This is a genomic window from Caviibacter abscessus (assembly GCF_001517835.1).
GTDB classification, from domain to species: Bacteria; Fusobacteriota; Fusobacteriia; order Fusobacteriales; family Leptotrichiaceae; genus Caviibacter; species Caviibacter abscessus.
In genome coordinates this window covers 152,426-165,052 of the sequence record NZ_LOQG01000011.1, presented here as the reverse complement: position 1 = coordinate 165,052, position 12,627 = coordinate 152,426, and the positions used below count along the sequence as shown (strand labels likewise).

14 protein-coding genes are annotated in these 12,627 nt (G+C 25.5%); 12 read left to right on the top strand and 2 right to left on the bottom strand.

Annotated elements, in window-relative coordinates; all coding sequences use genetic code 11:
- Positions 1 to 13: 13 nt before the first annotated feature.
- The 12 genes from AWT63_RS02825 (at position 14) to AWT63_RS02770 (ending at position 10,704) form a co-directional block, all read left to right on the top strand.
- A complete protein-coding gene (locus AWT63_RS02825; protein WP_068268326.1) occupies positions 14 to 1,063 on the top strand; it encodes a hemolysin family protein in 1,050 nt (349 codons plus the stop codon).
- Positions 1,060 to 1,590 (top strand): adenine phosphoribosyltransferase, encoded by a 531-nt coding sequence (locus tag AWT63_RS02820; RefSeq protein ID WP_068268325.1) that lies wholly within the window; start codon positions 1,060 to 1,062, stop codon positions 1,588 to 1,590. Before AWT63_RS02825 ends, AWT63_RS02820 begins: the two co-directional genes overlap by 4 nt.
- A gap of 12 nt (positions 1,591 to 1,602) precedes the next feature.
- Entirely contained in the window at positions 1,603 to 2,037 is a 435-nt protein-coding gene (gene tnpA / locus AWT63_RS02815) for an IS200/IS605 family transposase (RefSeq protein ID WP_068268323.1), read from the top strand.
- Positions 2,034 to 2,612 carry a dephospho-CoA kinase gene (gene coaE / locus AWT63_RS02810; RefSeq protein ID WP_068268321.1) on the top strand — a complete coding sequence of 193 codons (579 nt, stop codon included), beginning with the start codon at positions 2,034 to 2,036 and terminating at the stop codon, positions 2,610 to 2,612. The genes tnpA and coaE overlap by 4 nt, the downstream gene beginning before the upstream one ends.
- 117 nt (positions 2,613 to 2,729) lie before the next feature.
- Positions 2,730 to 3,308 carry a ribosome biogenesis GTP-binding protein YihA/YsxC gene (gene yihA, locus AWT63_RS02805; RefSeq protein ID WP_068268319.1) on the top strand — a complete coding sequence of 193 codons (579 nt, stop codon included), beginning with the start codon at positions 2,730 to 2,732 and terminating at the stop codon, positions 3,306 to 3,308.
- 1 nt (position 3,309) lies between these two features.
- Entirely contained in the window at positions 3,310 to 4,944 is a 1,635-nt protein-coding gene (locus AWT63_RS02800; protein WP_068268317.1) for a DUF2207 domain-containing protein, read from the top strand.
- A gap of 101 nt (positions 4,945 to 5,045) precedes the next feature.
- The gene (gene recA, locus AWT63_RS02795) at positions 5,046 to 6,095 is read left to right on the top strand and encodes a recombinase RecA (protein WP_068268315.1); all 1,050 of its coding nucleotides are present in this window, start codon (positions 5,046 to 5,048) and stop codon (positions 6,093 to 6,095) included.
- Entirely contained in the window at positions 6,067 to 6,627 is a 561-nt protein-coding gene (locus tag AWT63_RS02790; protein ID WP_068268314.1) for a regulatory protein RecX, read from the top strand. Before recA ends, AWT63_RS02790 begins: the two co-directional genes overlap by 29 nt.
- 54 nt (positions 6,628 to 6,681) lie before the next feature.
- Entirely contained in the window at positions 6,682 to 7,260 is a 579-nt protein-coding gene (gene rdgB / locus AWT63_RS02785; protein WP_068268312.1) for an RdgB/HAM1 family non-canonical purine NTP pyrophosphatase, read from the top strand.
- The gene (gene recG, locus AWT63_RS02780; protein ID WP_068268310.1) at positions 7,247 to 9,304 is read left to right on the top strand and encodes an ATP-dependent DNA helicase RecG; all 2,058 of its coding nucleotides are present in this window, start codon (positions 7,247 to 7,249) and stop codon (positions 9,302 to 9,304) included. Before rdgB ends, recG begins: the two co-directional genes overlap by 14 nt.
- Complete coding sequence (locus AWT63_RS02775) at positions 9,301 to 10,206, top strand: DMT family transporter (protein WP_068268308.1); 906 nt, start codon at positions 9,301 to 9,303, stop codon at positions 10,204 to 10,206. The genes recG and AWT63_RS02775 overlap by 4 nt, the downstream gene beginning before the upstream one ends.
- 63 nt (positions 10,207 to 10,269) lie before the next feature.
- The gene (locus AWT63_RS02770; protein ID WP_068268306.1) at positions 10,270 to 10,704 is read left to right on the top strand and encodes an META domain-containing protein; all 435 of its coding nucleotides are present in this window, start codon (positions 10,270 to 10,272) and stop codon (positions 10,702 to 10,704) included.
- Positions 10,705 to 10,732: 28 nt separating this feature from the next.
- Here the strand turns inward: AWT63_RS02770 and AWT63_RS02765 are convergent, their stop codons facing one another.
- Together AWT63_RS02765 and AWT63_RS02760 are read right to left on the bottom strand one after the other, a co-directional pair.
- A complete protein-coding gene (locus tag AWT63_RS02765) occupies positions 10,733 to 11,527 on the bottom strand; it encodes an ABC transporter ATP-binding protein (RefSeq protein WP_068268304.1) in 795 nt (264 codons plus the stop codon).
- Entirely contained in the window at positions 11,527 to 12,627 is a 1,101-nt protein-coding gene (locus AWT63_RS02760) for an ABC transporter permease (protein WP_068268303.1), read from the bottom strand. Before AWT63_RS02760 ends, AWT63_RS02765 begins: the two co-directional genes overlap by 1 nt.

The following is a 12,627-nucleotide window of genomic DNA, read 5'->3' as shown; positions in this document are numbered from 1 at the left end:
GAGAATGATTAATATGAACGGGGAATTAGTCCTCTTGTTTATAGCAACCTTACTTTTAATTGTTTTTAAGATAATTGAAGAACAATTAGATAAAAAATATAAAGAAATAGTAATATTATACAGATATATATTTATATCTAGTATTTTATTTGCTTTAAAGGATTTTCATATAAATGCGATAATTTCTACAATATTATTGCTTTTAATTTGTGAATATATACCAAGAATTATAAAAAATAAATATAGTGAATTGGTATATGAATATGTAAAATGGTTAATTATCTTACTTTCTTACATAATATTTCCGGTTTATTACATACTAAAATTAATATTTAGAGAACAGGTAGAACAATTTTCCGAAGAGGAAATTTATGAAGAACCTGAAGAAGATCAATTTTCACAAACAACAGTAAAAGAAATAATGACTCCAAGAACATCACTTTTTGCACTTAACATGGAAGATACAATAGGAGCACATTTATCAGAAATAGCCGAGCAAGGATTTTCAAGAATACCTGTATATACTGAAAGTATAGATAATATTGAAGGAATATTGTATATTAAAGATATACTTACTGCAAAGCATAGTACTAAAATAAAAGATTTAGCAAGAAAAGCAGTATATGTTCCTGAAGCAAAACCTATTGAAAAGATGCTTGAAGAATTTAAACTTAACCAAAGCCATATAGCAGTAATAATTGATGAATATGGTGGAACATCCGGAATTGTAACTATAGAGGATATTTTAGAAGAAATTGTCGGTGAAATAAGGGATGAGTACGACATTGAAGTTGATAATATAATAAAATTGACAGATAATATATTTGAAGTCATGGGTGAGACATCTGTTGAAGAAATAAATGAAGAAATAGGAATTGAAATACCTTTATCGGAAGAGTATGAAACTATTTCAGGATTTGTTCAATATAAGCTTGGAAAAGTTGCACAAGAAAATGATCAATTAAATGAACCTTTATATATTATTAGGGTAATAGAAGTTGAGAATAAAAAAATAATTAAATTAAAAATTATTTTATTAGATATGGGAGGAAGTAAACAATGAATAAAATAGATAAAGAAAAAGTTGATAAACTAATAAGAACAATTCCTGACTTTCCTGAAAAAGGTATACTATTTAGAGATATAACAACAGCATTAAAAGATAAAGAAGGATTAAAATTAATTATTGAAGATTTTACAAATAGATATAAAGATAAAGGTATTGATTATGTATTAGGAGCAGATGCCAGAGGATTTATATTTGGTGCAGCAATAGCATATAATATAGGTGCAGGTTTTGTTCCTGCAAGAAAAGTTGGTAAATTGCCAGCTGAAACTATAAAAGCAGAATATTCATTAGAATATGGTAAAAATACTATTGAAGTGCATAAAGATGCTTTTCATAAAGGAGCTAATGTACTTATCGTTGATGACTTATTAGCTACAGGTGGAACAGCACAAGCCATGGTTCAATTAGTTGAAATGATTGATGCAAAAGTACATGAACTTGCATTTTTAATTGAACTTGAAGATTTACACGGTAGAGATTTATTAAAAGAATATGAAGTATATTCAATCTTAACATATTAGAAAGGGTCAGTAGTGATAAAAGAGTACAATCATTCAACATTTTCATTACATTATGAATTAGTATTAGTTAGTAAAAATAAAGCACCTATATTTACAGATGAGATAGCACAATTTGGTATAAATATTTTTAAAAATATTTCAAGTCCTTATCAAGTTACTTTAAACGATGTGCATTATGAAAAAGATCATATGCACTTTAAATTTGAAGCTTATCCTACAACTAATTTATATAAGTTTATAAACGCATATAAAAGTGCTAGTAGCAGAAAGATAAAAAATAATTATCAGCAAGTAGTAGATATGTTAAATGGAACAGCTATGTGGGAAGGTAGTTATTTTTTAATGACTGTAGGTATAAGTTCAAAAGATTTAGTGTTACACTATATTGAAGAGTACATTAAATGTGATGAAATACATCATATACACCAAGAAGGCTGCTTAGAATGATAATAGGATTAACTGGTAGTATCGGTGTGGGGAAATCTAAAGTTTTAGAAATTTTAAAAGAACTTTCATACGATACACTGGATTTAGATAGTATTTCTCACAAACTTTTAAAGCAAGATGATATAAAAAAAAAATTATGTGATAATTTTTCATATAATATATTAACAGATAATGAAATTGATAGAAAAAAGCTTAGAGAAATAGTATTTGAAGACAAAGAAAAAATAAAAATATTAAATAGTATAATGCACCCAAAAATTATATCTGAAATGAAAAAATATATTGAAAATAACAAATCTGATATTTTAATAATTGAAGTGCCATTATTATTTGAATTAAAACTTGAAAAATATTTTGATAAAATATTACTTGTTTATGCTGATCCTAATATACAATTAAAAAGAATTATGGAAAGAAACAATATTAATAAAAAAGATGCGTTAAACTTAATAAATGCACAGATTGATATTAGAGAAAAAGCAAAAAAAACAAAGTATATAATATTTAATGAAACGAATATGAAAGACTTAAAAAATAACGTTTTGAAAGTTATGGGAAATATAAAATTAAAATAATAAACCTTTTATGGTAAATTATATTATCATAAAAGGTTATTTTTATTTGTAAAAAATGACTATAACAAGTATCATTTTCATGATAAAATAATATAAAAAGTAACTAGGAGCTAAATTATGAAAATAAATAAAGCAGAATTTTTAAAATCTGTAGTTCAAAAAAAAGATTATCCTGAAGTTTTTAATAAAAAAGAGTTTGCATTTATAGGAAGATCAAATGTAGGTAAATCTTCTTTAATTAATTCATTAACAGGAAGAAAAAATCTTGCAAGAACAAGTAAAACACCAGGTAGAACACAACTTATTAATTTTTTTGTAATAAATGATAATATGTTTTTTGTTGATTTACCTGGATATGGATTTGCAAAGGTTCCTGCAAATGTAAAGAAAAATTGGAGAAATATAATTGAGACATATTTATCAAGTGACAGAGATAAAATAGTATTTTTATTACTTGATATTAGAAGAATACCAAGTAATGAAGATATTGAAATGTTACAGTGGTTAGAACATTATAATATAGACTATTACATTATATTTACCAAAACTGATAAACTATCAAATAATGAAAGGTTTAAAGCCTTAAAAGATATAAAAAAGAAATTAGAATTTACAAATGACGACGTATTTTTTTATTCATCTTTAACTAATAAAGGCAAAGATGAATTGTTAGAATTTATTAGTGAAAGGGGATAATATGAAAAAGATATTAATAACTATATTTTTAATATTTTCAACTTTATCTTTTTCAAGCAAAATAGATCTTTTTGAATATAGTGTGTCACTTAATAAAGACAAGAGTATACATATTAAAGAACGTATAATTTTTAATACTTTAGGAGAAAAAAAGCATGGAATTATACAAGATATAATAACAAAATCAGCAAATTCAAAATTTTTAAAATTTGAAGATAGAACATCAATAAAAAATTTTAAAGCTAATTTTGATTTTACAACTAAGAATTTTAGTAACTATGTGAGATACAAAATAGGTGATAAATATAATTACTTAGATGAAATAACTGAATTTTTAATAGAATATGATATATACAATGTAATAAGAACTGATGAAAAAAATACTCAAATATACTTAAATGCCATAGGTCAATATTGGGATATGCCAATTGAAAAAGCTAGAGTAATTTTAAATTTTGATGTTGCTTCATTTAATAAGTTAGAGGTATATACTGGTTCTTTAGGTCAATCTGGAGATAACTATGAAATAAATTCTAATGTAATAACTACACGTAATACTTTATTAGCTGGTGAAGGTCTTACATTTAAATTAAATTTAGATAAAAATAATTATCCTTTTACAACAAATGATAAAATACATAATATACTACAGGCTTATCCAAGTTTAATTGTTAATATAGTTGTAATAATACTATTAATATTATTTCTTTTAATTACCTTAATATATAAATCAAAACAAAAAGATAGGAAAGCAGTTATACCTGAATTTAAAATTGATGATAAGATAAGTCCTGCACTATGCTATGAAGTTTATTTAAAAGATATTAAAAAACTTTCTTTTAGTGAGTATAATGTTTTGACTATAATATTTTTAAGTTTAATAACAAAAGGTATTATTAAAAATGAGAATGAAAAATATGTTTTAGCAGATAATATTGACATATCAAAAATGTCTCCAGAAGAAAAACAAGCATATCTAGTATTAAAAAAATCAGAAGAAGATTTACTTGATGATGAAGATATTGTTTATGAAGCAAGTAATGTTTCAAATGAATATTTACATAGAATATATAAGTCAAATGTTGGTTCTGAAATTTTAATACATAAAATTATAGCGATAATGTTTATAGTAATTACATTAATTTTTGGAATAACGCCGTTTATTTTTTCTTTATTTCAAGTAATTCTTATACTTTCTATTATAATTTTTATGATAAAAATAAAAAAATATAAAGAAAGTGGAAGAGAAATAATAAGAAATATTAAAGGATTTATTATGTATTTTAATACGGCTGAAAAGAATATATTTAAAAGCTTTACGACACAAAAAGAAATTCTTGAATATTCAAAACAAATGTTACCTTATGCAGTAGCAGTAGGTGTTGAAAAACAATTTATAGATAAATTAGATAGTGAACTTACTATAAGAAATTATGACAAAGAATTTGTGTATTCATATATTTATTATGATTTTTATACTAGAAGAAGTATTATTAATAATGCGATAAATTCAAATGTTGAAAATTACTATGAAAAAAACTATAAATCAGATTCTCATTCATCAGGTGGAGGTTTTTCAAGTGGAGGCGGATTTTCTGGTGGAGGATTTTCCGGTGGTGGAGGAAGTAGTTGGTAAAATACTATTTCAATAATTTAAGAATAAAAATAAATTTCAATAAATTTTTAATAATTTATGATATAATATTATTGATATTTTGAACAAAGAAAGGTATAGGTATGGCAAAGAAAAAGGAAGATACAAATACTAATGCAAATGAAGAAAAATTAAAAGTTTTAGATGGTACGATTAAAAATATACATAAGCAATATGGAGACGGTTCTATTATGAAACTTGGGGAAAATCAAGGAATGAATATTAGTGCTATCTCAACAGGAAGTATGAATCTTGATATGGCACTTGGAGTAGGAGGAGTTCCAAGAGGTCGTATAATTGAAATTTATGGTGCAGAATCTTCGGGAAAAACAACAATAGCATTACATATAATAGCACAGGCACAAAAAAGTGGAGGAATAGCTGCGTTTATAGATGCCGAACATGCTCTTGATCCTGTATATGCAAAAGCACTAGGTGTTAATATTGATGAACTATTAATATCACAACCTGATAATGGGGAACAAGCACTTGAAATAGCAGATATGTTAGTTAGAAGTGGAACTTTAGATGTAATAGTTATAGATTCAGTTGCTGCATTAGTTCCTAAGGCTGAAATTGAAGGAGAAATGGCAGAACAACAAATGGGACTGCAAGCAAGACTTATGTCAAAAGCCTTAAGAAAATTAACAGGGTCAATTGCCAAAACTAATACTGTTATGATATTTATAAATCAAATAAGAGAAAAAATAGGAGGATTTAGTTTTACTCCTGGAGTTCAAACAACAACATCAGGAGGAAGAGCATTAAAATTCTTCTCAACAGTAAGAGTTGAAATAAAAAGAGTTGGACAAATAAAACAAGGTGAAGAAATAGTTGGAAATGATATAGTGGCAAAAGTAACAAAAAATAAGGTTGCACCACCATTTAAAGAAGCAAAATTCAGTATAATGTATGGTAGTGGTATATCATCTACAGGAGAAGTACTTGATTTAGCAATAGAGCTTGGAATTTGTAGTAAAAGTGGTTCTTGGTTTAGCTATGGAGAAACAAGGCTTGGTCAAGGTAAACTTAATGTTGAAAAATCACTAAAAGAAGATGAAAAATTATTTGAAAAAATAAAAGAAGAGGTTTTACTTAAAATAAATGGAAAAAATGATAATACAAAGGCTTAATAGTAATAAAATGTATTTATCAGATAATGAAATAATTGATATTAGTCCTGATATTATACATGAATATAAGTTAAAAGAGGGTATGGATATTAGTAATATTTACAGTGATATACTTTTTGATTCCATAAAGCAAAAAGCATTTTTCTATTTGTATTTAAAATCAAGAACAAAGTATGAATTAATATCAAAATTAAAATTAAAGTATAAGAATACTGAGATTATCAAAGAAGTAATAAATTATCTTGAAACTGAACTATACATAAATGATGTAGATTATGCAACAGCATATATATTATCGCATAAATATAGTAGACAAAAACAGTATTTAAAACTTATGCAAAAAGGTATAATAAAAAAAGATATTGATTTAGCATTTGAAAATATACCTAATGATTTGGAAGAAGATCTTATTGATAAAGAAATAATAAAAATGCTGGAAAAAAACATTGAACCACCCCAAATAATAATAAAACTTACTAGAAAAGGGTATGAATATACAAAAATTGTAGAAGCATTAAACAGATTGAAATAATTGCACACCCATTGTGGTGTGTTTTTTAAAATATACAATATAATAGGAGAAATCATGAAAGAATACATATTAGCCACTACTAATAAAGGTAAACTGGCAGAATTTAATGAAATGGGTAAAAAAATAGGTATTAAGTTTATAACAATAGACATGCCTGAAATTATAGAAGATGGAGAAACTTTTGAAGCAAATTCATTAATAAAGGCTAAAGCTATAATGGAACTTACTAATATGCCTGTTGTTGCCGATGATTCAGGGCTTTGTGTTGACTGTTTAAATGGAGGACCTGGTATACATACAGCAAGATTTATGAATCATTTGCCAGATTTTAAAGATCGTTGTATGGCTTTAGTACAAAAAGTTGATGAAAAAAATAGTACAAGGGTAGCTCATTTTGTATGTGTAATAACATTAATTTTTCCTGATGGAAAATATTATCATTTTAGAGGAGAAACATACGGAAGCATTATAAAAGAATGCATAGGAAATAATGGACATGGATATGACCCTGTATTTTATAGTGATGATTTACAAAAAACTTTTGGTCAAGCAAGTATGGAAGAAAAGGATAGTGTAAGTCATAGAGGAAGAGCATTTAAAAAATTCGAGGATTTTTTTTATGATAAGTTATGAGTTACTGTATTCTGATATAGATGATTTAAAAATAAAAGGACTTACTCAAAATTTAAAAAAAATATTAAAAAAACTTGGTATAAAAAATATTTATGATATTTTGTACTACTTTCCAAGAACATATGAAAATAGTGCTAAATTAAAAGGCATATCTCAAGTTAAACATGACGAAAATGTTGTTCTTTATGGTAATATTGTTAATATAACAAGAAAAATGATAGGGCCTAGAAAAGTCATGGTAACTGCCTATCTTCAAGATGATAGCGGTATAATTGAGCTTATTTGGTTTAATAATAATTATGTATATCATTCTATTAAAATGGGAGATAACATAAGTGTTTTTGGAAAAGTAAATAAAAAATTAAAGCTTCAAATAATAAATCCAAGTTATAGAAAAGGCAAATTAGAAATATCAAGCGGATATGAATTGGAGCCTGTTTATCCACTTACTAATGGCATAACGCAAAAAAAATTAAGGGATTTTATATCTAATATAATAGATAAATATGGATATCTACTTTTTGAAAATATGCCGTCTGAGTTTATAACTTCAAATAAGATTGTTGACAGATTAACTGCAATATCAAATATTCATTTTCCTAAAAATAAAGTGGCACTTGATATGGCAATAAGAAGATTTACGTTTGAGGAAATAATAATTCTTGAAATGTGCATATTAAAAAATAGATATTTTATAGATAAATTAAACAATAATATATATAAATTAGAAGGTAACAAAGAACTTGTAAAAAAATTTATTAAAAGTTTACCTTATGAACTTACTAATGCACAAAAAAAAGTTATTACAACAATATATAAAGAAATTAATAGTGGTAAAGTAATAAATCGTTTGATACAAGGAGATGTAGGTTCAGGAAAAACAATTGTTGCACTTATTATTCTTTTATATATGGCTGAAAATAAATATCAAGGTGTAATAATGGCACCAACTGAAATACTTGCAAAACAGCATTATATAAATGTTGCTAAAAGTTTTGAAAATTTAGATATAAGAGTTGAACTTTTGACAAGCTCTGTAAAAGGTAAAAAGAAAGAAAAACTATATCAAGATATAGAAAATGGAAATGTTGATGTAGTAATAGGAACGCATTCATTAATAGAAGATGGAATCACTTTTAAGAAATTAGGTTTAACTATAATTGATGAACAACATAAATTTGGAGTTGATCAAAGAAATAAAATGCGTGAAAAAGGAACAATAACTAACCTTATAGTTATGAGTGCAACGCCTATACCACGTTCTTTAGCATTAACAATTTATGGAGATGTTGATGTAAGTATAATAGATGAGTTGCCAACAGGTAGAAAGAAAATAATAACAAAATGGGTTTCTAATAAAGCTCAAGAATATGAAATGTATAAATTTATTGAGAAAAAATTGGAAAAAGGTGTTCAAGTATATATTGTAGCTCCGTTAATAGAAGAAAGTGAAAAATTAAAGATTTCATCAGCAATTGAAGTTTTTGAAAAAATAAAACAAAAATTTCCAAAATATAGTGTAGGACTTCTACATGGAAAGCAAAAATATAAAGAAAAAGATGAAGTAATGCAAGATTTTAAAAATAGAAAAATAAATATATTAGTATCAACAACAGTTGTTGAAGTTGGAGTTGATGTACCTAATGCAAGTATTATGTTAATTAAAAATGCAGAAAGATTTGGACTTTCATCACTTCATCAATTACGAGGAAGAGTAGGAAGAGGAGATGCTCAGAGTTATTGTTTTTTAGAATCATATACTGAAAATGAGTTGTCTTCAAAAAGACTTGAAATAATGGAAAAAGAAACAGACGGATTTAAAATAGCTGAAGAAGATTTAAAGCTTAGAAATGTAGGAGAAGTTTTTGGTACAAAGCAAAGTGGACTACCTGATTTTAAGATATTAGATATAGTTAAAAATATTAAACAAATAGAGCAAGTTAAAAACTATGTTCAAAAATATTTAAAAATGAATGATGGAGAAATAAAAAATAAGTATTTGTTAATTGACATGAAAAATAAAGTTGGACAGGAGAAAAAATGAAACGAATAACAGCAGATTTTGGATTAATTTTAATAGGTTTTTTATGGGGATTTGGATTTATTGTAACTAAACTAGGTCTAAATTCTGGGTTTGGACCTTTATATATGGTATCATTAAGATTTTTAATTGCTTCAATAATATTATCAATAATATTTTTTAAAGATTTAAAACAAATAAATGTGAAAAATATAAGAAAAATGTTATTAATTTCAACAATATTGTTATTTGCTTACTTATTTCAAATAATAGGAAGTAAATATACAACAGCTTCAAAATCTGCTTTTTATACAGGTGTCAATGTAGCGTTTGTTCCATATATTTCTTGGATGTTAAATAGAAAAGCACCTGATATATATACTTATATAGCGACGTTATTCTGTCTTTTGGGAGTAAGTATAATTTCGTATACTCCTAGTGATAATTTATTTATGTTTAACATGGGAGATGCATTAGTCATACTTTCAGCAGTATTTTTTGGAGCACATATTGCACTTACAGGCTATTATTCAAAAAAATATTCAATTGAAAAAATGCTTTTAATACAAAATTGGTATGTTGCAATATTTTCAAGCATTATTTTTATATTTTCTACATTTATCCCAAATTCAGGTGAAACTTTAAGGTTTTTAAATGGTAAGGAAATTATGACTATACTTTATTTAGGAGCAGTAACAACGGGAATATGTCTTTATTTACAAGCACTATTTCAAAGATATACCAGCTCTGTGAGAAGTGCGATTTTTCTTTCAACAGAATCACTTTTCGCACCGGTATTCGCTTATTTTGTGCTTAAAGAAGATTTAAGCTCTAAAATATATATAGGAGGATTTTTCATATTGCTTGCAGTAATTTTATCTGAAAGTGGTTTAGAAATAACAAAATATTTAAAAAGAAAAAAATAATTATTTATTATTAAAACATAATATGGTAGAATAATGTGTATTTTAATATAGGAGGTTATAAAAATGAAAAAAATAATAGGACTTTTTGTTGTATTAGCTACAATAGTGTCTTGTTCAAGTACATCAAAAGATCAAAAATTTTCATGTAAGAGTGGGGTGTATTATAAAGTAAGTGAAAGTGATTTAAATGGTAAATCATTCAGACTTAAAAATACTGCATATTCTAATGATTATGTAACTTTAAATTTCAAAAATGGTAAAGCTTATGGAAACAGCGTAGTAAATAACTACTCAGGTAAGTATAACATAATAGATGGAAATAGAATAATAATTGACAATATATCACTTACTCTATTAGCTGGAACAAGTGACGACCTTAGAAGAGAAAATGAATTTATAAACTTATTAGGTTCAGCTACTAAGATTAGTTACTGTACAGGTAAATTAGTTCTTACAACATTAAATAATAAAGAATTAGTATTTGTTGAAGTTGAATAATAAAAAATCCCCGTATTGGGGATTTTTTTTAGAATAAATCTTGATCAGATAAATCAGATAATTTCATTTCTTTTTGTTTAAACATATTTAATAATTTTTCAACAGTTAATTCTTCTTTTTCTTTACCTTTTATATCAAATATAATTTCACCACCATGAAGCATTAGAAGTCTGTTTCCATATTTTATAGCATCTTGCATATTATGTGTAATCATAAATGTTATAATATGATGTCTTTTAATAACTTCTTCTGTTTTATCAAGTATTATTTGTGATGTTTGTGGATCAAGTGCAGCTGTATGTTCATCTAATAATAAAACTTCAGGACTTCTTAAAGTAGACATTATAAGTGAAAGACATTGTCTTTGTCCACCTGATAGAGAACCAACTTTTGTATATAATTGGTTTTCAAGTCCTAATCCTAAATTTTTTAGTTCTTTTTCAAATAAATCGATATGCTTTATATCAAGTCCAAATCCTAAATTAAATTTTTTCCCCTTGTTCATAGCCATTGAAAGATTTTCTAAAACAACCATTGATGGAGCAGTTCCAAGTGTAGGATCTTGGTATACTTGAGAAATCCATTTAGATCTTTTATATGCTTCAAGTTTTGTTATATCTATTCCATTTAATTCAATACTTCCTTCATCAGGAATTATTTTTCCGTTTATTATATTAAATAAAGTTGATTTACCTGCACCGTTACTACCGATTATAGTTATAAAATCTCCTGGATTTGCTTCAAGATTTAAATTTTTAAATACTTCTTTTGTTGTTCCTAAATCTGTATAAAAGGTCTTTTTTACATTTTTAATTTTAATCATTATTTCACCTTCTTAATTTTTTTCTTGTGTTCAAATCCAAGTATAACTGCAAGTAATAGTGCTGTTATTATCTTAACATCAGTAGGTTTTATAGAAAGTATATTTATTGCATTTTGCGATAAACCTATAAATTCATAAATTGAATTAGTTATTTCGCCTGAGTTTAATGCAAAATTAATTATAATATAATAAATTATTGACCCTATTATAACTATTGATAAATGATTTATAACTCTTGATTTTTTTATTATCCCCAGTCCAAATATTATAGAAGCAAGTCCAATAACCATAGTACCAAGTGATGATGATAAATCAATTACTTTTATATATTGAGTAAATAACCCACCTGAGACAGCAACTAATGAGTTTGCAATCATAAGTCCATATAATTTTAAAACTTTTTCATTTACTCCTAAGCTTGTAACTATTGTTTCGTTGTCTCCTAAAGCACGTAGTATAAACCCGAATTTAGAAGTAAGAATATAATCCATTATTAATTTTATTATAAAAACAATAAATGCTGTAATCATTAAAGAAATATCTTCAGTATAATAAGCATAGTATGTAAGTATTATAAATAACACAATGTATATTGATAAACTAATTATTACATATTTATTCTTTTTGATATTATAGTCATATATAACTTTTAATAAAAGTGCAATAATAAATGCAATTATGAAAAATATAAAATGTTTATCATATGTTAGTTTTCCATATATGCTTTTACTTGCATCAATAAATACACTTGGAGTACCAACAATTCTTGCGTTTATACTATATAGTCCTATCATGATAAGTATACCGGAAAGTAATTTATCTATTCCAAAATATACATGTAATATACCTGTAAATAAACCAGCTATTGCACCTGCAATTGCTACAATAATCATTGAAATATATGGATTACTAGCTCCTATTAATGTAGCAGACATAGTAGCAAAAACAAAGCCTCCTAAAGGGAATGAACCATCAATTGTAAGATCTGGAAAATCTAATATCTTATATGTGATATAAACTCCCATTGCCATTATTGAATAAATAAGTCCAATTTTTATTGATTCAGGTATTATTTTTATAAAAATACTTAGTTCTTCCAT